Origin of the sequence: Methylocystis sp., assembly GCF_051061225.1 — a bacterium.
Classification (GTDB): Bacteria; Pseudomonadota; Alphaproteobacteria; order Rhizobiales; family Beijerinckiaceae; genus Methylocystis.
Genome location: NZ_JBPFEB010000145.1, coordinates 1 through 22,510 on the forward strand (window position 1 = coordinate 1; position 22,510 = coordinate 22,510).

General features: G+C 61.8%; 23 protein-coding genes. 13 read left to right on the forward strand and 10 right to left on the reverse strand.

The window, feature by feature from the left end; genetic code table 11:
- Nucleotides 1-122: 122 nt before the first annotated feature.
- Nucleotides 123-572, reverse strand: coding sequence for a hypothetical protein (locus ACR652_RS24710; RefSeq protein WP_434509123.1), 450 nt, complete (start codon nucleotides 570-572; stop codon nucleotides 123-125).
- Nucleotides 573-839: 267 nt separating this feature from the next.
- Entirely contained in the window at nucleotides 840-1,580 is a 741-nt protein-coding gene (locus ACR652_RS24715) for an FkbM family methyltransferase (RefSeq protein WP_434509124.1), read from the reverse strand.
- Nucleotides 1,581-2,196: 616 nt separating this feature from the next.
- Here ACR652_RS24715 and ACR652_RS24720 point away from each other — a divergent pair.
- The 4 genes from ACR652_RS24720 (at nucleotide 2,197) to ACR652_RS24735 (ending at nucleotide 4,672) form a co-directional block, all read left to right on the forward strand.
- Entirely contained in the window at nucleotides 2,197-2,697 is a 501-nt protein-coding gene (locus ACR652_RS24720; protein ID WP_434509125.1) for a CDP-diacylglycerol diphosphatase, read from the forward strand.
- Nucleotides 2,698-2,781: 84 nt separating this feature from the next.
- A complete protein-coding gene (locus tag ACR652_RS24725) occupies nucleotides 2,782-3,036 on the forward strand; it encodes a hypothetical protein (protein ID WP_434509126.1) in 255 nt (84 codons plus the stop codon).
- A 234-nt stretch (nucleotides 3,037-3,270) separates the two neighbouring features.
- Nucleotides 3,271-3,450: a hypothetical protein gene (locus ACR652_RS24730; RefSeq protein ID WP_434509127.1), complete on the forward strand. Its 180-nt coding sequence runs from the start codon at nucleotides 3,271-3,273 to the stop codon at nucleotides 3,448-3,450.
- Nucleotides 3,451-4,321: 871 nt separating this feature from the next.
- Nucleotides 4,322-4,672: an integration host factor subunit alpha gene (locus ACR652_RS24735; RefSeq protein WP_434509128.1), complete on the forward strand. Its 351-nt coding sequence runs from the start codon at nucleotides 4,322-4,324 to the stop codon at nucleotides 4,670-4,672.
- Nucleotides 4,673-4,819: 147 nt separating this feature from the next.
- On the opposite strand, the gene ACR652_RS24740 is transcribed toward ACR652_RS24735, so the two are convergent.
- A complete protein-coding gene (locus tag ACR652_RS24740) occupies nucleotides 4,820-5,011 on the reverse strand; it encodes a DUF6494 family protein (RefSeq protein ID WP_434509129.1) in 192 nt (63 codons plus the stop codon).
- Between the two features lie 1,108 nt (nucleotides 5,012-6,119).
- Here ACR652_RS24740 and ACR652_RS24745 point away from each other — a divergent pair.
- Both ACR652_RS24745 and ACR652_RS24750 read left to right on the forward strand, forming a co-directional pair.
- Complete coding sequence (locus tag ACR652_RS24745; RefSeq protein WP_434509130.1) at nucleotides 6,120-6,311, forward strand: hypothetical protein; 192 nt, start codon at nucleotides 6,120-6,122, stop codon at nucleotides 6,309-6,311.
- A 192-nt stretch (nucleotides 6,312-6,503) separates the two neighbouring features.
- Nucleotides 6,504-6,893 (forward strand): hypothetical protein, encoded by a 390-nt coding sequence (locus ACR652_RS24750; RefSeq protein WP_434509131.1) that lies wholly within the window; start codon nucleotides 6,504-6,506, stop codon nucleotides 6,891-6,893.
- Nucleotides 6,894-6,976: 83 nt separating this feature from the next.
- Here ACR652_RS24750 and ACR652_RS24755 read toward each other — a convergent pair whose 3' ends face one another.
- Both ACR652_RS24755 and ACR652_RS24760 read right to left on the reverse strand, forming a co-directional pair.
- Nucleotides 6,977-7,207, reverse strand: a complete 231-nt coding sequence (locus tag ACR652_RS24755) for a hypothetical protein (RefSeq protein ID WP_434509132.1) — start codon at nucleotides 7,205-7,207, stop codon at nucleotides 6,977-6,979.
- Nucleotides 7,208-7,584: 377 nt separating this feature from the next.
- On the reverse strand, nucleotides 7,585-8,586 hold the full coding sequence (locus ACR652_RS24760) for a hypothetical protein (RefSeq protein WP_434509133.1): 1,002 nt from the start codon (nucleotides 8,584-8,586) through the stop codon (nucleotides 7,585-7,587).
- A gap of 607 nt (nucleotides 8,587-9,193) precedes the next feature.
- On the opposite strand from ACR652_RS24760, the gene ACR652_RS24765 reads away from it, so the two are divergent.
- From ACR652_RS24765 to ACR652_RS24780, 4 genes are all read left to right on the forward strand, one after another.
- Entirely contained in the window at nucleotides 9,194-10,360 is a 1,167-nt protein-coding gene (locus ACR652_RS24765; protein WP_434509134.1) for an efflux RND transporter periplasmic adaptor subunit, read from the forward strand.
- A complete protein-coding gene (locus tag ACR652_RS24770; protein WP_434509135.1) occupies nucleotides 10,353-13,526 on the forward strand; it encodes an efflux RND transporter permease subunit in 3,174 nt (1,057 codons plus the stop codon). The genes ACR652_RS24765 and ACR652_RS24770 overlap by 8 nt, the downstream gene beginning before the upstream one ends.
- On the forward strand, nucleotides 13,523-15,055 hold the full coding sequence (locus ACR652_RS24775) for an efflux transporter outer membrane subunit (RefSeq protein ID WP_434509136.1): 1,533 nt from the start codon (nucleotides 13,523-13,525) through the stop codon (nucleotides 15,053-15,055). Before ACR652_RS24770 ends, ACR652_RS24775 begins: the two co-directional genes overlap by 4 nt.
- 124 nt (nucleotides 15,056-15,179) lie before the next feature.
- Nucleotides 15,180-16,163, forward strand: coding sequence for a histidine kinase dimerization/phosphoacceptor domain -containing protein (locus ACR652_RS24780; RefSeq protein ID WP_434509137.1), 984 nt, complete (start codon nucleotides 15,180-15,182; stop codon nucleotides 16,161-16,163).
- Nucleotides 16,164-16,176: 13 nt separating this feature from the next.
- Here the strand turns inward: ACR652_RS24780 and ACR652_RS24785 are convergent, their stop codons facing one another.
- Nucleotides 16,177-16,368: a hypothetical protein gene (locus tag ACR652_RS24785; protein WP_434509138.1), complete on the reverse strand. Its 192-nt coding sequence runs from the start codon at nucleotides 16,366-16,368 to the stop codon at nucleotides 16,177-16,179.
- Between the two features lie 140 nt (nucleotides 16,369-16,508).
- Nucleotides 16,509-17,309, reverse strand: coding sequence for a hypothetical protein (locus tag ACR652_RS24790; RefSeq protein WP_434509139.1), 801 nt, complete (start codon nucleotides 17,307-17,309; stop codon nucleotides 16,509-16,511).
- 649 nt (nucleotides 17,310-17,958) lie between these two features.
- Between ACR652_RS24790 and ACR652_RS24795 the strand changes: the two genes are divergently transcribed.
- Nucleotides 17,959-19,050: an alpha/beta hydrolase gene (locus ACR652_RS24795; protein ID WP_434509140.1), complete on the forward strand. Its 1,092-nt coding sequence runs from the start codon at nucleotides 17,959-17,961 to the stop codon at nucleotides 19,048-19,050.
- A 9-nt stretch (nucleotides 19,051-19,059) separates the two neighbouring features.
- Here the strand turns inward: ACR652_RS24795 and ACR652_RS24800 are convergent, their stop codons facing one another.
- Complete coding sequence (locus tag ACR652_RS24800) at nucleotides 19,060-19,389, reverse strand: hypothetical protein (RefSeq protein ID WP_434509141.1); 330 nt, start codon at nucleotides 19,387-19,389, stop codon at nucleotides 19,060-19,062.
- Between the two features lie 142 nt (nucleotides 19,390-19,531).
- On the opposite strand from ACR652_RS24800, the gene ACR652_RS24805 reads away from it, so the two are divergent.
- On the forward strand, nucleotides 19,532-19,804 hold the full coding sequence (locus tag ACR652_RS24805) for a hypothetical protein (RefSeq protein WP_434509142.1): 273 nt from the start codon (nucleotides 19,532-19,534) through the stop codon (nucleotides 19,802-19,804).
- 443 nt (nucleotides 19,805-20,247) lie between these two features.
- Here the strand turns inward: ACR652_RS24805 and ACR652_RS24810 are convergent, their stop codons facing one another.
- A complete protein-coding gene (locus ACR652_RS24810; protein WP_434509143.1) occupies nucleotides 20,248-20,445 on the reverse strand; it encodes a hypothetical protein in 198 nt (65 codons plus the stop codon).
- A 283-nt stretch (nucleotides 20,446-20,728) separates the two neighbouring features.
- Here ACR652_RS24810 and ACR652_RS24815 point away from each other — a divergent pair, with 283 nt between their 5' ends.
- Nucleotides 20,729-22,264, forward strand: coding sequence for a PLP-dependent aminotransferase family protein (locus tag ACR652_RS24815; protein WP_434509144.1), 1,536 nt, complete (start codon nucleotides 20,729-20,731; stop codon nucleotides 22,262-22,264).
- 7 nt (nucleotides 22,265-22,271) lie between these two features.
- Here the strand turns inward: ACR652_RS24815 and ACR652_RS24820 are convergent, their stop codons facing one another.
- Nucleotides 22,272-22,502, reverse strand: coding sequence for a hypothetical protein (locus ACR652_RS24820; RefSeq protein ID WP_434509145.1), 231 nt, complete (start codon nucleotides 22,500-22,502; stop codon nucleotides 22,272-22,274).
- Nucleotides 22,503-22,510: the final 8 nt, after the last annotated feature.

A 22,510-nucleotide genomic window follows, 5' to 3' on the forward strand; every position in this document is an offset into this window, starting at 1 on the left:
TCCCTGCCGCCAAGGGGAGAAGCATCGGTGAGTCGGCGCGCCGACCGGGCTTCCAGGGCATGCCCTGGAAGCCCGGTCGTCACGAAAACTGGGGAATTTTCAAATGCCATAACTGGGGAGATTTAATCCGCCACTGACAGAAGACAAATCTCCGTTCCGCCGCCCCATGCCTCGTTCCATTCGTCAGGTCTAACCATGGAGATAACCAGCGTGATGAGTTTATTAGGCGAGTCCGTATGAGGCAGGATGCTTCCGCCATGGGCATGCATCAGCGAAAATTCGAACCGCGCTGAGATTTCCTGTCGCATCTTCAGCCGGCCGATGAGGCTCGGTCTTTTCAGGCTGCGTTTGGAAACGACGCGAAAATTATCGAGATTGAGCACGACATTTTTGGAGGCAAGAAATCGGAGTGTTTCTTCTACGAAAAAATCTGATTTTATGAAGGTGTGAAATCTGGCCCATTCCGGGCTCGACGATAAAAACCTGAAGTAATTTTCGGCATTATATCTTTCTTTCAGCCATTTATTGACCTGCCGCTTTACGATCGACTTGTCGATTCCTGGCCAAGCCAAAATTTATTCAAGGCTACGGCCGAATTGGGCAAGAAAGCCTCCTTGTCCGGCGTTGTGCGCTATTTCGGAAAGGCTCTTTCCGGATTCCATATAAAACTTACCCTGCAAAGTGAGATGCCGATGGTGTAAATCATATCCGTGATTCATATGCAATTGGAAACGGTTCGTATCTCACCTGCGCGCCGGAGAACGAGATCGCACCGCTGTCTTCTGACATCGAATGAACCCTTGTTTTACAAGCGCCGGGAGAAATCGACGCGATTTCAATTAGCAGGAACAAAGAAGGAAATCGATGACGTCCTCTTGCTCACCAATATTCAGCTCAACTTGGATGCTTCGCGGGCGATGAGAGGAAGTAAGCAGATGTTTCATGCCCTGGAGGATTTTTAGTTCTATTCCATCCACATCTATTTTAATCAAGTCAGGATGATCTATCAATTTAAGCTCTATGACCTCATCCAGGCTCAGGGCGATAGACAATTCGGTCAGCACGGGAATGAAGTAGTTTCCTTGCCGTCCATCTCGCATTGTTGAGCCGAGTTGGCTACCGGTAGATGCAGGAATGATGCTGCTGTAGTTGAACTCAGTGGCGCATTTCTCGGAGGTCAACGGCACTGTCAAGACTCTGATGCGGTCTTCGAAACCGTTACGAAGAATATTATTGAGCAAGCTACAGACATTGAATTTATGAGGCTCGGCTGAATAGACTTTTCCCGTCGGTCCAATGCGATGTGCAGCTGCAATTGAGTAGATACCGATATTTGCCCCGATATCGAGAAAGCGGTCTCCATGCCTCAAGTTCTGATCCAGCCACTCCATTGTTCCAGCTTCTTTTATCCACAGCGACAATGCTCTCGCAGCTTGCATGTCGTTTTCACAAACGAACACGCTTTCGAATTGACGGTCGTTGACCTTCACTTCAGTTAGGAGGAAATCTCTTATCTTTTGCTTATATTGAAGAGTTTTCATTTCAAATTGCGTCAAGCCCCGATCGCCTGCGGACTGCAAAGTTACCTCCCCTAACAAGCTGGACGGGCTTACTGTTAAGCAAGACTACTCCGCCGAGTCGCATCGATAATACGCTGAACGGACAGCGGTCAACGACGCATCTGGGCTTATTAGGTGAAGAGAAAATCTCGAGAAAACATACAGAAACTTTGTAATCGAAAAAAATATTGTTACAGAAATGTGACATACGACAAAAGTGACGCAAAAGATAGGCCAGACCAGGCTGCGCGAATTAACTAGCGGGGACGTCGAGCGGATCATATCCATGGCGCGCGGAGTCCCGTCGCGGTCCTCCGTGGCCTTGGCGCGGGTCCAGGAATAACGGACGCACTGACGCCCGAACTGGCGGCGAGCGTCGCGCAGAATGGCCGAGGGTCCCGGCTGGGTTTGCTTAGTGGAACTTGCTGTCTGGCCTATTCAAGGACCCGTCAACAGCCTTCACAGACCGAGACGCCGGAACGCAGGAGAACTCGCCAGATGTTGGGGCGGAAACGACGCGTGCACTGCCGATACTTGTCCGAACGGATAGCAGCAGTTGCCTCGTCTCTTTGCTTGGTATTTCTCGGTGGACGCTTGGCTTTCGGCTTGCCTGCGCGTAACGAAACAGCGGCTCAGTATGTCGATAGCTCTTGCAGATTTGCAAAAGCGGCGCTTGATCCTCACCTGCCGTGCCTTAACGATACGGCCAACGGATTGGGGATGCCGACGGATCGCCAGGCGTTGTGGAGCTTGGTTCGGACTGCTTGTGTTCCAGCAAGCTATTTCGGCTTGGCCTTCGCTTGCGTCAAAAGTGGATCGAGCCAGAGGCTATGCCGTGATTCGGTCTCCCTCGCGCGAACGACTGGATTTCATCGTAACGCCTACCACCAGAGTGGAGGGGATTGAGAGCGCAACATCGGCAAAAGAAAGCCCGGAGAAGGTTTGGCTCGCCGCATGTAAGGAGCGGAGGCTTCTTGATGAGGCGCCGAAGCATCGTTTGGCGTGGTCCGACGTTATTCTCGCTATCAATTCGATGGCTACGAGAAGTCAGGATCAGCTTCATATCTACCTGGGTTGTATCAATCAGCAGCTGCGCAGCTTCCTTGCTTCCGAGCCCATTTCTGATGTGCAGAAATAGCGGCTCGTTCGCCCCAATTCGATTAGCTCAGGCCTTTTCATAAAGTTTGTTCCCCAGCAGGCGATCGGGGACAACATATTCAAAATGGTTTTCGACGAGATACCTGGAGGGCGCAATAGGCCGGTGAGCTTCGAGCTGCCGAAAATCGGGACGGCGGCGGACGCGACCAAGGCGACGGGGACGATCCTCTCCGCTGTGGCGTCGGGCGACGTGACGCCGGTAGAGGCGGAAGCCGTGGCGAAGATCGTGGAGACGCACTTAAAGGCGCTGGAATGCTCAGAATTCGAGGCAAGGCTGTCTGCGCTGGAACAGAGGGAGAAGGCATGCGACCGGCTGTAATGAACCGGCTGGAGCGGCTGGAACGATTTCACGGCGGGACCCGCGTGAACTGCATCGAGCGCGTCCCTTTCAACGCCGATGGAAGCTATGTTGAGCCGGAGACATATCGCGACGCGCTGGGGAATCGCTGGTTCAGGCAGCCTGGTGAGCCACGTGGACAGTTCCGCGAGCGTCTGGAGGCCGAGGCGATCGCAGCCGCGTCGCCCCGTGTCGCACGGATCTTAGGGGGAAAGCATGAGTAAGGGACTGACAGTGCGGCTCAACAAGCTGGAGGGCGCGAAGGAAGCCGGGAAGCTCGTCATTGTCTTCGCACGGTTTCCTTCGGAGCTTACCGAGGTCGAAGCTGACAGGGCCCGGCTGGAGGCTGAAGGCCGGCGAGTCTTGCTGATCCGCTGGCAGGGGGAACAACACTAATCAACTTCAGCGCGATCACAGAGGGGGAGCTACCCCTAGGCACGCCCCTCCTGCGGTGCTGGGCGAATATGGGACAGAGGCAGGCAAAAGTGAGCAATAATTTTGATCACACTGCCCGGCTTCATTTTTAAAGGCGCTGCTGCCTGCCGGCACAGGATTGCCGTAGGTGTCGTCGTTGATCGGGCAATAGCAGGTCGCCATCTGTATGCCGTTCACAGTCTCTGGGTTGAGGACGCATTTGAACCCAAAGCAGTTGGCAAAAGACCGGCCTTTCTTTGCTGCGCAAACCTGTACGAGTGGTCTCTGATCCGGTTGAGTTAGGCTGTAGCTGTGCATTGCTTGGGGCACGGGCATGGGGCTGTAAAGAGACCAGACTTGATTGGGTCCGGGTTGATCGCATCTCCCTTGCATTTGGCCTAGGTTCGCTCCGGACGCCTGGAATTTTCCGTCGAGCACAGGACATGTACAAACGGCCTCGGGATAAATACGAAAGCCTTGCAGCTGCCCCGTCGTCGACGAGACCACTCGTGTCGAAATTTCTCTGCCAGTCAAGGCACAGGTTGAAGCTGCGCAGAGAGCGTAACGCCCATAGCAATATTGAGGGCTTGGTTGAGCCGCCGATGGCGTCGCCCATGTGGCCCACAGCAAAGCAAAGACCGTTAGAATGAAGTGCATAGCCGCTCCTGTCGCGTCCGAGGGGGATCAGCGTAGCCTCGACCATCGTCTTTGCATAGAGAGGGGTGACGATGACTGAAGCAGCTCGGCTAAATAAATTGAATGGCATGAGCGAAACTGTGCAGCGACAGCAGCTTTCTAAATCGCGCAACAAGTTTTAAGCTCCCTGCATGTTGATCAAGCAGGGCCGCCGAAGATGGCAAGCGCAGAGACGGAAAACCAAACGGAAGGAACCTTGACGCGGGATGCGCTACGGGACGCCGCCTATCGATCCTGCCCAACGCTCTCGCGGGCCGAGGTGCGGGCCGTTGTTGACGCTGCCTTGGAGGAAATCAGCGAGGCGCTGCTTCGCGGCGAATTCGTTAAGCTGCGCGAATTCGGGACGTTCAAAGTCCGTTCGAAAAGCGAGAGGGTTGGCAGAAATCCAGCGACCGGCGTCGAAGCGGTCATCACTCCACGCCGGGTCATCACCTTCAAGCCATCCCCCCTCCTTAAGGCGATGGTGAACGGTCGGGCCGACGGGGTTGAGAACGGGGGCGAAGAGTAGAGCCAGCGGGGTAGCGTGGTGGTCTTTGCCTCGGGGGCTGATTTGATATTCGCTGCCGAGCGGCTGCAAAGGCCAGCGTTTCCTGCGACTGCGCCCAGGGGACTGGCTGCGAGCTTGATCACAGCACGAGGAAGTTATTTCCGCGAGTTATGCAATCGGAATTTCCGCGTCCACGATATGCTCAAGCGGCGTCCCTTCGGCCGTGAGCGTCATCCGAAGTTTCAACCTTCCGTCGCTGAATTTGTGCTCGCGCACAATTCGTTCTATTTCGCGCTGCGAGGTGACGCCAACTTCCTTTAGGAATTTGCGAATGGCCATGTTCAGTGCATCTTCATCCATGCCACGACTCCTCGTTCTATCAAACGACTAGCTAACGCTGTCTGGAATGGCGTCACCATTCCGTTGCACTCTGACAAATAATCCGAGCGTTCAACCGATCCAGCCTCTCGCTGCCCGTCAGTAGGTTGCGCAGTTGAGGGTGGTCCCGTTTCTTGTGCATGTCGTCGAGGGCGAACTCGGTCCGCTCATCATAGCGGCGCCTGCATTAATCAGGGCATTGTTCGCCGCTCTTCTTGCGGCTTGGCCGGTTGCGTCTCGACGTTCCGCTTCGCTGACGATCTGCGAACGCATAAGCGCCAGCTGCTGTTCGGCCTCGGCTTGTGTTATCTGACCATTCTCGAAGCGTTCGGCGCGGCGCTTGTGTTGTGGAGGTTGATCAGGTCGCTGTGCCCTAGAGACGGTCGCATGATGGCTGCATTCTCGCACTTTATGCGCTCAACGGCTGTGCTGCGCTCCAACGTGGGAAAGAGCTGATGGCACGCTCGATAGCCACCTCTTTTCCGACTGCCTTGCCAATCCGCAGCCGGACAAGATCGCGGTCAAGGCAAACAATGGAACGAACTTTCTCAAGACTTTACTCCTGGAGACGATAATCGAGTTATTGCTATTTAATCTGCGTTGGATAGCTTCTTGATGGGAAGTATTGTCGCACTTTCCTCGCCGTCGAGAGCGGCGGAAATCGTCCTGGCTATATGATCTGCCGCCGCAACAAGGGCCACATCGGGTCTGCGGATGTAATGCCGCGCCGTTACGCCTCTCGCGGTGTGGCCGATAATTTGCCCGGTTGTTACGTCAATATATCTAAGTTCATCGCCGATGCTGTCACAGGTTCAATCCCTGTCGCGCCCACCATTCAAATCAAATACCTCCCAAAATGCTTGGTGGAACGTCTTCTTCCCATTGCCGCCACTACGCCTGCAAGAGCGTGAACACAGCCACGCGGCTTTCTCCAGAGATCTGGGGCCTGCAACGGAGGCTGGAGCAAACGGGCAGGAAAATCGCAAGTCTCGGAAGGGCTGAGAAGGACGGCAGGATTGCCCCGCTGTCCGCCCGCCGATAGGATTTCTGTCCACGAAAGATCAATCAGCCAATTTGATGGGGAAAATCGATGGCAAACAAGACTCTGGCTGCCTACGCAGAGGAGAAGCTTGAAGACGCGCGGCGCAACCTTGGCTTGGCCGCGATGGACTTTTCAATTCCTGACGAGCGACTGCTCGAAATACGGAATGCCGTCCGTCAGGCAACCATCGAGACGAGGCGGCTGAAAAAGAAGGGGTTGCTCGGGTTTCTCGGATTGTGACAAGCGCTGCGCGTCAAGGTCCCGAAGGCCGCTGTAAGCTCGCGACCTTGCCTAGCGCAAAGGTCGGGACGCCGCATGTCCGGTCCATGCTCGGGGAGGTTGCTTCCGCAGCGCTTGCCCAGCGGCTCAACGCCCCCACGTACCGGTGGCTGTGTTCCTTGAACATGTGCCTGCGCCGAGTCGAGAGAGCCGATGAGCCGTGAAGCCTGTCTGCGATTGGCGGTCGCGTTTGTGATCCTTGTCGTTTCATTCCCGGAGGCCAATGCGGCCTCCGGTCGGTTTGATGGTCGCTGGACAATAGAGGCGATTGCCTCGGGCGTTGCGTGCCCGGTTTCAAAGCGAAACGTCGTCGGGGTGATCGTTCAGAACCGAGTGGTTCAGGTTTCTGGACTGCCAGTCCAGGGAGCCGTCGGCAAGGACGGGTCGTTGGTCGCCAGCCACCAATTCGATATGGGATTCTCCCTGCACGCGGCGGGACGAGTCGAGGGAGCGTCCGGTTCCGGCGCCTGGTGGTCGTCGCCAGGCATTTGCAGCGGAACATGGCACGCCCATCGCAGCGCGATCACGCATGCTGAACGGTAAAGAGAGGCGAACGTCGCCATCAGCATGGTCGGCAAAGGCGCCAGGCGCGACGCAACCCGCCAACTGGAACTTGCGCGGCTGGCCTAGCGAGGCGGGAGGTAGGCGAAAGCCACCGCCATCGCCAGCCCGCAAAAGAGCGCGCTGAAGAGCAGCGGAACGATGCGAGACAAGCTGTTTCCATGCCCCGCGCGCGCCTCACAATGCGCGTCGGCGCGCGCGCCGCGATTGAAGAACCGATGTGCAAGCCCGCACATGCCGGCGCCGCAGGCCAGAGCGGCGAGGGCGGCGATGATGATTGGCGCGGTGAACTCCATGGCCGGCTCCTGTCGTTTCGACAAGGGTCGCGCGTCACCGCGCGCGCGTCAATCCAGCCTCAACGCACGGCGCTGACGCCCCGCCTGAATCTGTCACCGAAATGCAACAAAGTAACTCTTTGAGCGAAGCGGTTCAGTCTCTTTCCAAGCTGGCGGCGCTGCCTGTTGCGCCCCCAACGCGCCTGAAAGGCGTTCTCGTCTGCGGCCGCGAGGGAATGGACGCCATGAGAAGGAGCGTGCGCCAAAGACGCGGAAGGCGCTGAAATTCCTGGAGCAATCCAGAGAGGCGCGGCGCGGTCAGGCTCGCTTCAGCGGCGGCGGGTTGCGATGAAAAGACGGAGAGAAGCGCGCTTCTCTCCGTCGGCCTCAGCTTGTCTTCAGTAGGAGACGACATTGGCGATGGGGGACAGGCAGTCCCCGTTCGGACTGGTGTGCACGACCGCGATGGAGGTTGCGCCCGTGGAAACCGCCGCCGAGATATCGTGTCCCGTGTCGTCCCAGAGTTGCGACAGGGGCCAGCTTGCGGAACCGTCCCAGTCGCTGTTGGCGTTCGGGGCGGTGGGACCCGAAATCAGAGCGCTGTTGATCTTGACGGTTTCGCCGCCCAGTCCGGGAACGCGCCCCGCGCCGATCTGGCCGTCGGCGCCGATGTGATCCCAGAGGAAGGGTCCGGATGAGTATGCGCCGGGAAGGGTCAGCGTATAATTGAGAGTCGAACTGAACGTCTTCCCCGCGAGGTTCGTGTCATAAATGGCCACCGTCTTGGCGCCGGTTCCCACGAGCACCAGCGACGCTCCCTCCGCGGCGGGGAACTTCACCGGCGCCGCCCAGGGATCCGCGTTGTTGAAATCGGCGGATTGGGTCGAGCTCAGGGTGACCTGATACGTGCCATTCGCATTCGCCAGACCCGTTACATCGGCGCGATAGACGGCAATGCCGCCGCCGCCCCAGCACGTATCGGCGCCTGTCGCGATCCGCGATCCTTGCAGGGTGCCAAAACAGGCGATGTTCACGCCGCCCGTGGCGCCCGTGGACCATCTGCAAAAATTGCCCAGCAACTGGTTCGCGGCTGGCGTCGTCCCGACCGGGTAGAGATAGGCCCAGTAGAGGTAGGCCTTTTTGACTGCGCCCGTTACGCCGCTGATATTGATGGCGCCCACGCGCTTGTTCCGCAAACTGACGCCCCCCGTCGCATATTGCGCGTTGGAGTAAGTGACGGACGCAGCGATCGTGCCGGCGTTGGCGGAAGTCGGCGAAGACGTGCCGCCGGGCGGCGTCGGCGACTGAGCCGAAGCCACCGAGGCGGCTCCCAGCCCGAGAACGGCCGACGCTGCGATGGTCAGAAATGCCCCAATGGATGGGACGGTCAATGTTCTCATTGCAAAAACTCCAATCGCGAACCGCCTGCCAAGAGCCCCCGAGCGGCGGTTGCTCTGCATAAGCTAGTTCAATTGTAACGAAGCGCTACGTGAAATTTCGCCGCAGCCGCGAAATGGGTGGGGCCGGCGGTTGCGCGAGACCTTTCCAGTGACCCGGACATAGCCACGCTTGAGACAAGGTTTGGACACACAACCATCCTGACCCAGCAAACATCCGGAAACCCAAACTCGAGCGAAACGCTTTAGAAAATAGGGTGTTGGCGCCCAAGGCTCTGCCCGCGCGGAGTTTGTTCCTTGCCGGAAGCCGGGGATCCCGGCGCACCAGCCAATTTTCACATCGAATAATTTTCACTGGACCTTGCGCCTGTCGCCTTCTGGCGCGACCGAGGCTATTGACGGAGTCTGTTGACGGAAGAGTATCCTGTGTCAAAAGCTGCCTTCAAGCTGCAATCCGCCGTCGGGGTGTGCTTGCAGAGCGAAGGACGAACATGAGCACGGCCGTCACGAAGGGGTCACGAGCGCCTGTTGAGTCGCCCCGGCCCAGTTGACGAAGTGTTTCGAACAGTAACCTATGCACGCGCCGCCCAATTCAGGAAAAAGCCTCTCAATGACACCTATGAAATGGCTGCGCCGGCTGCCGCCATCGAGGCTCGGACTCGTGGCCGCCGCTTCGGCTGCGGCGATCCTGCTGGGCGGGTTTTTTGTCTGGAAGGGAGCGCACAAATCCCCGGACGGCGCGCAGGCGTCTCAGGATGGCGCGCAGATCGTTCGACAGAAAGGCAAGATTTTCATCCCGCCCGGCTCGCCCTACCGGTCGCGGATCGTCGTCGCGGCCGCGCAGCAGAAGAACATCAGCCGCAGCAAGGTGGTGACGGGCGCGGTCGAAGCCGATCCGACGCGCACGGTCAAAATCCTCGCGCCGGTGGCCGGGCGCGTTGGCGCGCTGGACGTCTCACTGGGCGACACGGTGAAAAAGGGGCAGCGCCTCGCCACGATCGATTCGGGCGATCTCGCCCAGGCGGTGGCCGACGCCGAGAAAGCGCGCGCGACCGTCAAGCTGACAAAGAGCGCGCTCGAACGCGCCACGGGGCTCAACAAGGCGGGCGGCCTCGCCCTCAAGGAGCTGGAGCAGGCGCAAAACGACTATCATCAGGCGACGTCCGAGCTGAAGCGCGCCGAGGCGCGTCTGGAAGTCATCGGCGACAGCGGCACCGTCTCCGGCCAGCGCCAGATCGTCCTGACCTCGCCGATCGACGGCACCATCACCTCTCTTGAAACCGCGCCGGGCGATTTCATCGACAACGCGACCGAGTCGATGATGACGATCTCCAATCTGGAGAAAGTCTGGGTGACCGCCAGCGTGCAGGAGAAGGACCTGTCCTTCGTGCAGAGGGACGAGCGGGTCGAGGTGTCGCTTCTGGCCTATCCGGGCGAGGTGTTCTCCGGACGCGTGCAGGTCATCAGCCAGTTGCTGGAAGCCGACACCCGGCGCAACAAGGTGCGCATCTCCTTCGACAACCCACACGGCATCTTCAAGCTCAACATGTTCGCGACCGTGCGCTTCTTCGCGCCGGCGGCGCAAAGCGTTCTGGTCCCGCCCTCGGCGCTGTTCATCGTCAACGACGACACCAGCGTCTTTGTCGAGGCGGCGCCCTGGACCTTCCAGCGCAAGCCGGTGACGATCGAGGCGGATTACGAAGGGTCGACGATCGTCCGGGGCCTGGAGCCGGGACAGCGGATCGTGGTGAAGGGCGGGGTGCTGCTGAATGATTGAGCGCGCCGTCGAAATCTGCCTTCAGAAGCGCCTGATCGTCCTGCTCGTGACGGTCATGGTGTTTTTCTACGGCCTCTTTTCCTGGACTCAGCTCAAGCTCGAAGCCTATCCCGACGTGGGCGACGTAACGGTCGTCGTCACGACGCAGGCGCGCGGCCTGGCGGCGGAGGAGGTGGAGCAGCAGATCACCGTCCCGCTCGAGCGTGTGCTCGCGAGCACGCCCGGGCTGGTGACGATACGCTCGAGCAGCACCTTCGCCCTGTCGCTGATCACGATGGTTTTCAAGGACGGCGTCGAGGATTACTGGGCGCGCCAGCGCGTGCTGGAGCGCGTCAGCCAGGCGCCATTGCCGTCCAGCTTCCAGCCGACTCTCGGCCCGCTCACCAGCCCTGTCGGGGAAATCCTGCGCTATGCGCTCGAGTCGGACGAAAAGAACCTCTCGGAACTGTCCGAGATCCAGCGCTGGATCGTGGTGCCGGCGCTCAATCAGGTCCCGGGCGTGGCCAGCGTCGCGAACTTCGGGGGGCTCACCCGGCAGTTCCAGCTCGAAATCGATCCGCTCGCGCTTCAGCGCTACAACCTCGGCCTGACCGAGGTCGCCAACGCCATCACCTCCAACAGCGCGAGTTCCGGCGGCAGCCGCATCACGCGCGGCGAACAGTCCTACGTCATCCGCAGCATCGGCCTCGTCCGCAATCTGGAGGATCTCGGCAATATCGTCGTGACGGAGAGCAAGGGAACGCCGGTTCTGACCCGCGACCTCGGCACGCCGCGCATGGCCAGCCAGGAGCGCGAGGGCGTGCTCGGCAAGGACCACAACTCCGACACCATCCAGGGCACCGTGCAGATGCTCAAGGGCGAGAACGCCGGGCAGGTGTTGCGCGCGGTGCATGAGCGGCTGGAGCAGTTGCAGGCGGAGCTGGCGCCACAGGGCGTCCGGATCGCGACCTATCTGGACCGCAACGAACTCGTTGACGCGACGGTCGAGAAGGTGGGCCATACGGTGGGCGAGGGCGTCACGCTCGTCTTCGTGGTGCTCATCCTGTTTCTCGGCAGTCCGCGCAGCGCCGTCGTCGTCGCGCTGACGATCCCGATCGCCCTGAGCGTCACCTTCATTCTGATGAACCTGACCCGGCTGCCGGCCAATCTTCTGTCTCTCGGCTCCATCGACTTCGGCGTGATCGTCGACGGCGCCATCGTCGTCACAGAGGCGATCCTGCGCATTCGCGAGCACAATCCGACGCGGCCGCTGGAAACCGACACCGTGTTGTTCGTCGTCCGTCAGGTCGTCAACCCGATCTTCTTCGCGACCATCATCATCATTACAGCCTATCTGCCGCTGCTGGGCCTGGAGCGCGTCGAGGCCAAGCTGTTTTCGCCCGTCGCCTACACGATTTCCTATGCGCTGATCGGCGCGCTGCTCTGTTCGCTGCTGGTGACGCCGGGCCTCGCCTTCATGGCCTTCCACAAGCCCGCCGAGGTGTTCCACAATGTCGTGCTCGAGCGGCTGGAGGCGCGATATGGCGTCCTTCTCGCCGCCTGCGTGGATACGCCCCGCATCATTTACGCCGCCGCCGGCGCCGCCTTCATCGGGGTGATCCTCGCCGGCGCGACCATCGGCCGGGAGTTCCTGCCCAATCTGGACGAGGGGTCGCTGTGGCTTCAGGTTCAGTTGCCGAGCGGGATTTCGATCGGCAAGGCGCAGGAAATGGCCCGCGATCTGCGCAACGCGGTGCTGGAGTTCCCCGAGATTTCCTTCATCGTCACCCAGATCGGGCGCAACGACGACCGAACCGACCCCTGGACGACGAGCCATGTCGAGGCGCCGATCGGGCTCAGGCCCTATGACGAATGGCCGGCAGGGGAGACCAAGGCGGATTTCATCCGCCGTCTGTCCGAGCGCCTCAGGCAGTTGCCCGGCGTCGAAGTCGGCGTCAGCCAGCCCATCATCGACAATGTCAACGATCTGGTCAGCGGCGCTCACAGCGCGCTGGTCGTCAAGGTGTTCGGACAGGACCTGAAGGAGGCGCGCCGCATCGCGGAGGAGATCGTCTTGACGCTGCGCGAGACCCCCGGCACGACGCAAACCTCGATCGTGCAGGAGCCGCCGATCCCGCAGATCGCCTTCCACGTCGATCGCACCACCGCGGCGCGCTACGGCATCAATGTCGCCGATGTCGCCAATCTCATCCAGACCGGCGTCGGCGGCAGCCCCATCGGGCAGGTCTATGTCAACGATCGCAGTTACGACGTGACGGTCCGCTTCCCGCCGGACGCGCGCAACAGCCCCGAGGCGCTCGGCAGCCTTCTGGTGAACACCACGAGCGGCGCGCAGGTCGCGCTCTCGCAGATCGCGAAAATCTCGCTGCAAAATGGCGAAAGCGCCATTTCCCACGACAAGACCAAGCGCTCGCTCACGGTGCGCGTCGATTACGAGAACCGCGATCTCTCCTCCTATCTCGCCGACGCGCAGGCGCGCATCGCGAAAGACGTTCATTACGACAAGTCGCTCTACAAGGTGGTCTGGGGCGGCAAATTCGAAAATCAGCAGCGCGCGCAGGCGCGTCTGACCGTCATCGTCGGCGCCGTTCTGGCGCTGATGCTGGTCATTCTCTTCATCGGCTTCGGCAAGTTGCGCTATGCGCTTCTCATCCTCGCGGTCGTGCCGCTCGCCACTTTCGGCGGCCTTGTCTCGCTGCATTTGCGCAGCGACAGCCTGAATGTGGCGACCGGCGTCGGCTTCCTCGCGCTCTTTGGCGTCGCCGTTCAGAACGGCATCATCATGGTGGCGAGCCTGAACAGGACGACCGCGGTGCGGATCGCCTCGGCGCGGGCGCGCTGGGTGGTGGCGGAAACCGAGTTCGAGGGGAGGGTGCGCGACACCGTCGCCGCGCTCAGGACGGGCGTGCTGGAAGGCGCGGCGGAGCGATTCCGGCCGGTGTTGATGACGTCGACCGTGGCGACAGTCGGCATGTTGCCCGCCGCGCTCGCCACCGGCGTCGGCAGCGACGTGCAGCGCAGCCTGGCGACCGTCATCGTCGGCGGCCTGATCGTCGCGACGCTGCTGACGCTATTCATCCTCCCGACCTTTTATTTCGTGGTCGAGGCCTATGTCCGCTCGCGCACGGAAAGCGCCCTCGCGCGCGAGGGAGCGCCGACGCGATGACGCATGCGCGATTTCAGCCCCGCCTCACCGGCGCGCATCTCATGCTGCCGGCGCTCGTCGCCGCCGCTCTTTCCGCCTGCAACGTCGGGCCCGATTTCGCGACCCCGCCCGCGCCGCAGGCTGCGCATGTCACGCCCGAGCCGCCGGCCTCGCCCGGCGAGGGGCAGCGTTTCGCCGAGAACAGGGACATTCCGGCGGATTGGTGGACGCTCTTTCGATCGAAACCGCTCGATGCGCTGGTGCGGGAGTCGCTCGACAACAACCCGTCGCTTCAGGCCGCGGACGCGGCGGTCCGTATCGCCTATTACAATGCGGAGGCGCAGAAAGGCGGGTTCTCGCCGCAGATTTTCTTCAATTCGAACGACAGCACCAATCTCCAGTCGAACAACCGTTCGCTGTCGACCATAAATCAGGTCATTTACAACCAGCTTTATCCGTCGCCCGCCAACGTTCTGCTGAACGCGCCCTCGGTCAACACCCAGAATCCGCCGACGGCGAATTATGCGCTGCTTTTGAAGCAGTTCACCATTTCCTACACGCCCGACATCTGGGGCGGGATCGCGCGGTCGGTGGAGTCGGCGCAGGCCAGGACGGAGCAGCAGCGATGGCAGCTTGAGGCCGCGCATCTGGCGCTGACCACGAATGTGATCGTCGCGGCGATTCAGGAAGCCTCGATCCGCGGCCAGATCGAGGCGACGAAAAACATCATCACCATCCTGCGCGACTCGCTGGACATATTGCGGCGGCAGTATTCCTTCGGCTCCATCGCGAAGTCCGACGTCATCGCGCAGGAAGCGGCGCTCGCGCAGGCCGAGCAGACGCTCCCCCCGCTCGAGAAGCAGCTCGCCATCCAGCGCGATCTGCTGACCGCGCTGGCCGGGCGCCTTTCCTTCGAGGGCGCGGGAGAGACGTTCGAGCTGTCGAGTTTCAAATTGCCCGAGACCGTTCCGGTGACCGTGCCGTCGCGGCTCGTCGCGCAGCGGCCGGACATCCGGGCGGCGGAGGCGGCGCTGCATCAGTCCTCGGCGGATGTCGGCGTGGCGATCGCGAACCGGCTGCCCAACATCACGCTGTCGGCCAATCTTGGCGCCAGCGCTTTCAAGGCCGCGGAGCTGTTCACGCCCGGCACGGGCCTTTACACCGCCGCCGCGAATATCTCGCAGCCGATCATCGACGGCATGACCCTTCTCAACAAGCAGAAGGCCGCCGAAGCCGCCCTGGAGCAGGCGGACGCGCAGTATCGCAGCACCGTCATCAACGCTTTTCAAAACGTTGCGGATTCCCTGCGCGCGCTGCAAGCGGACGCGAAGGCGGTCGCGACGGCGCGCAAATCAGAGGACGCGGCGAAGCGAAGCCTCGACATTGTGCGCATGCAGCTCAAATACGGGCAAGTCTCGCAGATCGAGGTGCTGAACGCCCAGCGCACCTATCTCCTCGCCTCGCTGTCCCTCGTGCAGGCGGAGGCGACCCGGCTTTCGGACACCGCGGCGCTTTTCATGGCGCTGGGCGGCGGCTGGTGGAATCGTTGAGCGGCGCGCGCCCGAATTGGGCTGCCGAGTGTGCGTGGCTGGGCGTCGCCGTGGAACCTGAGCGCAGTGGTTCCAGTTAGCATGTGAAAGCCTACGCAAAGGCTTGCACATGCGGGGGACGCGCATGCCGTGGGTGCACCAGGTCGCCAGGCTCTCGAGAAACCATGGGAAGGGCGTCGAGTCGTGGGGAATCGCGGTCGCCCTCTTCGCCGTCGCCCTTGCCCTTCGCATCCTGACTGCTCCGTTGCTGGAGGGCATGAAGTTTCTGACCTTCTACCCCGCCATTGCGCTCGCCACCTTGATTTGCGGCTGGCGGCAAGGGGTCCTGGTGCTCCTGCTGGCAACGGTTTCGGCTTGGTACCTGTTCTTCGAGCCGCTCAACAGCTTCGTGATCAAGGATCAGGCGACAGTGGGAAGCCTTGTCGGTTTCTGCCTGGTCGCCGGGTTCATCCTGCTTCTCGTCGCAGCCTTGCGCGAAACGGTGCGGCGGCTGGAGATCGCGAAAATCGCGCAGGAGACGCTTTTCAGCGAGCTCCAGCACCGCGTGGCCAACAATCTTCAGCTTGTCGTCGCGATGCTGCGCAGCGCGCAGCGCAATCTGCGCAACCCGGTCGTCGCGGCGGAAACCCTGCACGACGCGGAGGAGCGCATCATTGCGATGTCGCAACTGCATCGCCGCCTGAACGACGGCACCGCTTTCGTCTTCGGCTTTGAACCGCTGCTGAGGGAGATGCTCGCCAACGCCTTCCGCGAGCTTCCGGTGAAGTTCCGGGTGGAGCTGTCGGGCGTGCCGGACCTGTCGATCGACCAGATGACCGCGATCACCCTGCTCGTGAACGAAGCGGCGCTCAATTCCGTCAAGCATGTCTTCTCGCGAGGACTTGGCGACTGTTTCGAAGTTTCCCTGTCGAGAGACGAGACGGGATGTCTCAATCTCGCCGTGAAGGACAATGGCCCCGGCATGGGCGCCGCGGTCATCAATGCGCAGGAGCGTTCGCTCGGCATGGGCATTATGGAGGCCTTCGCCACCCAGCTTGGAGGTTCGCTCGAGGTGGCGGACAAGGCGGGCATGTCGCTCAAGGTGAAGTTCGGCGGCTCGCTGACGTAGCGCCAGGTCCCGTTCAGTTCCGGCGGCGCTCCACAGGGGAGGGCTCGCGGCCGTCGTCGCCGGCGCGGCCATGCGTTTCCCTTGAAACGAGGTCAAACGCGTCTTCCGTCGTCAGGGCGAGCGAAACCGGCCGGCCGTCCTGCATCTTGACCCAATAGATGTCCCAGACGTTCTGCCATCCATGCGCCTCCAGAATCCGCGCCATCCTGTGCTCGCTGCTCTCGAAAGAAGCCATCACGCCGAACCTTCACTCGGCCCCGACGCCGCATGGCGTGGCGGAGCGACCGTCATGGCATGACAGATAGGGCGCAAGGGGAGCGCGCGACGCCGGACGCGCGCGCCTCGTTACCGATAACGCGCGGGAGATGGATCGACATCCATCCTGTCGTTCGCGAGCGCTTCCGCCGTATCCATGATCGGCTGCGTGTCGACCCGAACAGAGCCCGAGTCGGGCCGGTCGATATCCTGGATGAGCAGGATCACGGAGGCGGCGAGCAGATTGACGATGTAGACCGGCCGCCGCCATTTGCGCTTTTCGAGTCCGCTGGCGTATCCCGAAAATCCGATGCCCACGGCGGCAATGCCATAAAGCGCCAGGAAGACGATGCGCGGCACGCGCAGCCGAAACGCCGTGAGACGGCTTTCCTGAGCGTCGAAAACATCATTGAGCGCCTGAATGAAAAGGCCGGTCGGGACCATGCCGGTATCTTTCGACGCAACCGCCTTCGCCTCCTTCCACAGGCTTTCCTGGATGGCGTTGGATCGTGAGATCGCCTTCTCGATCGGCGCGGGCTGCGATATCGCTTTGGCGAGTTCCACCCGGACGCCGATATACTCGCGCAGGAGCGTGACACAGGCGGCGTTGTGCGGCGCCGGCAGCAGGCGCGCCCGCAGCGCGGCCGTCCCGATGGCGTTCGACTCCTTAAGCAGCGCTTCGCGGCGGTCGTCGAAGCGCGTCACCGCCATGGCGAAGGTGAAACTGAGCATCAGCGCCAGCAGGCCGAGGATGGACGCCTCCAGCGTGGCGATATTGGCTTCGCCCCCGTCACGGACCCCGAGCCTGTGGCCGATCTCCGAGGCCGCCGCGAACAGGCACACGCTCGTGAGAAAGATGATCCAGAACGGCAGATTCTCGAAGACTGTCACCGGCGCCCCTCCCGCTTTTGCCGGGAGCATTTAACGCAAGGATATCGCTCCGCAAAAGGGCCGGACCCCAGCGCCGCGGATGAATAGACGGCCTGTCAGGGCGCCCCGACAGGCCGTCGCATCCCCTCAAATCCCACCCTGAAAACGCCAGAAGCCTAGACGCGGCCAAGCGCCTCGCCAAGCGTAGCAGTAAGGCATAGACAGTGTTCATGGCAAACTGCTGAACGCAGTTGCAACGGCGCCACACCTTCCCGGCATGGCGACCCCGGCGTCGCATGTGATCAGCCTGCGGCTGCTCGATCTCGCAGTTGCGCGGCCCGGCGCATGGGGGGCCCACGCGCCGGGCCTGACCGCTCGAAACGGGCAGAGAATCGAGCGGCTTGAACTTAGCTATAACATCGTGTGCTTGCGCGGACCAAGCAGGAAAGGGCGGACGGCCGGAAATTTTGTGGATGTAAGATGAACGCAATTGGAAAGTTCACATTACGACGTTGGTCGCGTTCGCCATTTTCATCGAGCGCACGCGCCGGGATGCGGACTGCCCTGCGTCGCGCGTTCGGGTAGAATGCGCCGACGCGGCGCGGAGACGCTTTCCCGAGACGCGTCCGATCCAGGTCGGGGCGATCGCAAACGGCGGTGAGGACGGCGCGTGAGAAACTGGTTCCTTTTGATCTGTTGCTGCGCCGCGCTGGCCGCCGCGCCTTTGGCCTGGGGCAAGTCAAAGCCTTCAGCCGACACGCAATCCGCCGCCGCCGCCAATGCGACGCCGGGGCCGCGCAGGGTTCCCTCGCGCGTCCTTCCCGTGCCCGGAGACGTCAGCAAGCAGCTTCAGGCCCTGATCCGCGCGCCCTATCCGCCGGGCGCTCTCTCGCCCCCGCCAAAGACGAGCGAAGAATGGGGCGCGCTGGACAAGCGCATGGATACGGAATGGTCCAAGACGCTCGCCGCGCTGCGCAAATCGCTTGGGGTCAGCGTCGAGCCGACCACCATCGCCGGCGTGAAGGCGTGGCTCGTCACGCCGAACAATCTGCCCGCGGGCAACCGCAATCGCATGCTCATTCATGTGCATGGCGGGGGCTATGTCTCCGGCGGCGGCGAGGCGGCGACCTCCGAGGCCATCATGATGGCGGGCATTGGCGGATACAGGGTGATTTCGATTGATTATCGCATGCCGCCGGCCTTTCCCTTCCCGGCCGCGCTGGACGACGCGGTGATGGTCTGGGAGGCGCTCTCGCAGACGGTGAAGCCGCAGAACATGGCGATCTTCGGGTCTTCGGCGGGCGGCGGGCTCGCGCTCGCAACGGTCCTGCGCGCGAAGGATCAGGGACTGCCGCTGCCCGCGGCGGTGTCGGCGGCGACGCCCTGGTCCGATCTCAACAAGGTCGGCGACAGCTATTACGCCAATGAATATGTGGACAACATGCTGGTCACATGGGACGGCTGGTTGAGCGGCGCGGCGCAGCTCTACGCCAACGGCCGCGACCTGAAGAATCCCTATCTCTCTCCCGTCTACGGCGATTTTCGTAATTTTCCGCCGACGATCCTGACCGTCGGGACGCGCGATCTGTTTCTGTCGAATACCGTGCGCGTTCATCGCAATTTGCGACGCGCCGGCGTCCTCGCCGATCTCAACGTCTACGAAGGCATGAGCCATGCGCAATTCGCGGGGCCCGAGATGCCGGAAGCGCGAGAGATCTTCGAAGACATTGCACGGTTTTTCGACACGCATCTCGGTCGCTGACGCCGCGCCTTACTTTTGTTGGGAGAAATACTTTCGGCAGACGGCGTAGGCCGGATTTTTCCCGTCCGGATCGAGATCGTCCATTTCCGGATCGCACACCACGACCCGCCTGAATTTTGCATTGCATAAACCGTGGATGGCCAGGCGCCTGATATTGTCATCGTAATAGGGGCGCAGCGCTTTGGACTTGGCCCAGGACGGAACGTCCGTATCGTAATCGGGTCCTGTCGCGCAGGGCTTCCAGTTCTCGACCTTGATGACGGCCTCGCCCGCGACGCTGGCGCCCGGCGGGAGCTGACAGGCCGTGGCCAGAAGGACGACCGCTGCGACGCGTCTCATATTTTCGCGCTCCCTTTGCCGAAATGGAGACGATCAGTGCATGACTGCGAAAACTGTGCAATAATACTTTTTTAGCAACAGTGAGGCTAACATGGCGTCTTTTTGCAAAAGGGCCGCGATTTGTGTTCTGGCGTTGTCGGCGATGGCGACGCCCGCCGCCGCCCAGTGGGGCTGGGGTCCCGGCTGGGGCTATGGCTACGGCTACAATAATGGCGGCGCGATCGCGGGCGCCGCAATTGGCGGCCTGGCGCTCGGCGCCCTCGCCGGCGCGGCGATCGCCAGTTCACAGAACCAGTATGCGCAGCCCTATTACGACGCGCCGCCGCGTCGCGGCCGCCTGTGCCCGGCCTGGCAGCCGATCTACGACAGCTGGGGCAATTTCGTTCAGTATCAGCGCGTCAGGGCCCCCTGCTGACGCTTTGTGACTCGGCGAAAAAACGCACCGCCCCGCTGCGCCGCAGTCGGGGCGGTTTCCTTTTGAACAGGATCGCGCGGGACAAAGGCCCGTCTTTTAGCCGTAGGCCCAGCCGATCAGGGCGGCGCCGATGAAAAAGCCAACGGTTCCAATGAGAACGATCTTGTAAAGCCCCTCAGGCATTGTCGCATTCCTGTCAGCAAAACGGCCCGTCGCTCCATCCGCGCTCGGGCCGCTCGTCCGGACGACGCCTCGAGCGCCGCCTGTCGCTGAAATAGGATCGGCCTCGGAGAATGGCAAGGCGGCGCGCAGGAGCCGGGGTTACATGAAGCTGTCCAGCATTCGCGTCGCCACCATGAGCGTCAGAATGCTGATGAGCTCCATGAGGAGAAAGAGGACCATTGCCGTGGGAGCGCTCATCGCTGGCCGTCCTGGCGCGCCGATCAGTCCTGCGCCGCCGCCCTGGCGTCGAGCTTGGCCGGCTTCTCCGACTGCGCGACGACCGCCTCCACGGCCTTTGCCGGCCGGGCCGCCGCGACTCCCTTGTGTTTGGCGGGGCCGCCAAGGCTGGTGACGAAGCCGAGGGCGAGAAAGCCGACCCAGAATGCGGTCGGCACGATCTTGGACTTTTCGAGCGACATATTTTTCTCCCCGGCGTTCCCCGGTCCTCCCATGGCTCTGATCGTCCGGTAAAAGCGCAAACTGGCAAAGCGCCAGCCAGTCGCCAGCTAGTGGCGCCAGTTAACAGTTTTTTGACCATGTGAAACTTTGACCACTGGTTGCGCCGTTTCGCCGCAGCCTGGGCCGCGGTGGCGCCAGCCATGGCCGGCGGGGTGGCTCTATGCGGTTGTCGCGCGCCGCCGTAATTCTGCGGACAAGGCGGTCCAGTCCGCTTCGGTCCACCTCGGCAGAGCAAGGAACAAGATGGGCATTGCTACGCTAGGTCGTTCATCGCCGGTGGTCAGAAGCGGCCATGTGCAGTTGTCGATCATCCTGAGAGAATCGGACAAGTCGACCCTTCAGACCCAGATCTTCGACCAGATCCGCACCATGATTCTCAACGGGCAATTGCGCGGAGACGATCCCCTGCCGACGACGCGCGAATTGAGCGCGCAGCTTGGCGTGTCGCGGAACACGGCCGTCCTGGCCTATGAGCGACTGATCGCGGAAGGCTATATTCGCACAAAGCCTTATGTCGGCACCTTCGTGTCGCCGGATTTGCCCGACACGGCGTTCCTCTCCGCGTCCGAAAGCGCGACCGCCGCGCCGACCGCCGCCCACGACGCGACCGCCGCCCATCAGGGGGGCGAGGACGAGCCGCATTTGCGCACGCATCGGCTGGCCGACCCCAACCGGCGCCGCCTGGCGGCGGATTTCTGGGTCGGGCGCCCGGACGCGCGCACGTTTCCGCTGAAGGCGTGGTCCCAGCACATCAAGGCGCGGCTCAAATCGGCCGGAACCAAGCTCACCACCTACAGCGATCCGGCTGGACTGCTTGAGCTGCGCCAGGCGATCGCCAAACATCTCGCGCCGGCGCGCGGCATCGTCTGCGACCCGGACCAGATCATCATTGTCGGCGGCTGTCAGGATGGTTTCAATCTCGTTGGCCGCCTGCTGGTGAAGCCGGGATCGACGGCCGTCGTGGAATCGCCCTGCTATCAGGGCGCGGCCTTCGTGCTCGAGAGCCTCGGCGCCAGATTGCATCCCGTGCCGGTGGACCATGACGGGCTGGACGTGACGCAATTGCCGCATGTCGAGGGGGCGGTGGCCTATGTCACGCCCTCGCACCAATACCCCATCGGCGTCACGATGAGCCTTCAGCGGCGCATCGAGCTGCTGTCATGGGCGACCCAATACGACGCCTATATCATCGAGGACGATTACGACAGCGACTTCCGCTTCGTCGGATCGCCGCTCACCGCGCTCAAGGGCCTCGATCGCAACGAGCGCGTCATCTATATCGGCACCTTCTCGAAATGCATGGGACCCGGCCTGCGGCTGGGCTATGTGGTCGCGCCGCGCCGGCTGGTCGAGCGTTTCCGCCGCATGAAGATGCTCATGAACAACGGCCAGAGCTGGCTCGAGCAGGCGGCCATGGCGGATTTCATGGCGAGCGGCGAATTCGGCCGTCATTTGCGCCGCATCCGCCAGCTCTATCGCGAGCGGCGCGACGCGCTGCTGGGCGCGTTGCAGAAGCATTTCGGCGAATGTGAAGTGTATGGCGAACAGGCCGGGATGCATCTCGTCTGGAAACTGCCGAAACATTTCCCCAGCGCCGAGGAGGTGGAGAAGAAGGGCCTTGCGGCGGGCGTCGGCGTCATTTCGCTGGCGACGGGCTCGGCGCTGCGCTTCGACCGGAACGACGGCGGCGACCGTCTCCTGATGTTGGGCTTCGTCGCCTTGTCGGAAAAAGAAATCGAAGAGGGCGTGGCGCGGTTGGCCACGGCGCTGAAGGGATAAGAGGCCCTCAATTCGGGCGAACGCCGGGCGCGCATCTCACAGACGCGCTGTATTGCGTCCCGTCCCAGTTTTCTTCGATCCGGCAGCCGCGTCGCGTGTAAGCGACGTGGTAGCCGCTCTCTGGCGCCCGCCTCGCCGCATACGCGCCCTGCGCGGCGCTGTTGTGCGGCGGCGCGCTCTGACCGAGCGCGCCCTCCGTCAGAAACGCGCAGAGCAGGATGGCGGCGGCTGCTTTCATGACGGCGC

Excerpts from the sequence above, each read along its gene's own strand:
- ACR652_RS24720 (WP_434509125.1), top strand. The coding sequence starts at position 2,197 with ATGTCGATAGCTCTTGCAGATTTGCAAAAGCGGCGCTTGATCCTCACC.
- ACR652_RS24725 (WP_434509126.1), top strand. The coding sequence starts at position 2,782 with ATGGTTTTCGACGAGATACCTGGAGGGCGCAATAGGCCGGTGAGCTTC.
- ACR652_RS24730 (WP_434509127.1), top strand. The coding sequence starts at position 3,271 with ATGAGTAAGGGACTGACAGTGCGGCTCAACAAGCTGGAGGGCGCGAAG.
- ACR652_RS24735 (WP_434509128.1), top strand. The coding sequence starts at position 4,322 with ATGGCAAGCGCAGAGACGGAAAACCAAACGGAAGGAACCTTGACGCGG.
- ACR652_RS24740 (WP_434509129.1), bottom strand. The coding sequence starts at position 5,011 with ATGGATGAAGATGCACTGAACATGGCCATTCGCAAATTCCTAAAGGAA.
- ACR652_RS24745 (WP_434509130.1), top strand. The coding sequence starts at position 6,120 with ATGGCAAACAAGACTCTGGCTGCCTACGCAGAGGAGAAGCTTGAAGAC.
- ACR652_RS24750 (WP_434509131.1), top strand. The coding sequence starts at position 6,504 with ATGAGCCGTGAAGCCTGTCTGCGATTGGCGGTCGCGTTTGTGATCCTT.
- ACR652_RS24755 (WP_434509132.1), bottom strand. The coding sequence starts at position 7,207 with ATGGAGTTCACCGCGCCAATCATCATCGCCGCCCTCGCCGCTCTGGCC.
- ACR652_RS24760 (WP_434509133.1), bottom strand. The coding sequence starts at position 8,586 with ATGAGAACATTGACCGTCCCATCCATTGGGGCATTTCTGACCATCGCA.
- ACR652_RS24765 (WP_434509134.1), top strand. The coding sequence starts at position 9,194 with ATGACACCTATGAAATGGCTGCGCCGGCTGCCGCCATCGAGGCTCGGA.
- ACR652_RS24770 (WP_434509135.1), top strand. The coding sequence starts at position 10,353 with ATGATTGAGCGCGCCGTCGAAATCTGCCTTCAGAAGCGCCTGATCGTC.
- ACR652_RS24775 (WP_434509136.1), top strand. The coding sequence starts at position 13,523 with ATGACGCATGCGCGATTTCAGCCCCGCCTCACCGGCGCGCATCTCATG.
- ACR652_RS24780 (WP_434509137.1), top strand. The coding sequence starts at position 15,180 with ATGCCGTGGGTGCACCAGGTCGCCAGGCTCTCGAGAAACCATGGGAAG.
- ACR652_RS24785 (WP_434509138.1), bottom strand. The coding sequence starts at position 16,368 with ATGGCGCGGATTCTGGAGGCGCATGGATGGCAGAACGTCTGGGACATC.
- ACR652_RS24800 (WP_434509141.1), bottom strand. The coding sequence starts at position 19,389 with ATGAGACGCGTCGCAGCGGTCGTCCTTCTGGCCACGGCCTGTCAGCTC.
- ACR652_RS24805 (WP_434509142.1), top strand. The coding sequence starts at position 19,532 with ATGGCGACGCCCGCCGCCGCCCAGTGGGGCTGGGGTCCCGGCTGGGGC.
- ACR652_RS24810 (WP_434509143.1), bottom strand. The coding sequence starts at position 20,445 with ATGTCGCTCGAAAAGTCCAAGATCGTGCCGACCGCATTCTGGGTCGGC.
- ACR652_RS24815 (WP_434509144.1), top strand. The coding sequence starts at position 20,729 with ATGGGCATTGCTACGCTAGGTCGTTCATCGCCGGTGGTCAGAAGCGGC.
- ACR652_RS24820 (WP_434509145.1), bottom strand. The coding sequence starts at position 22,502 with ATGAAAGCAGCCGCCGCCATCCTGCTCTGCGCGTTTCTGACGGAGGGC.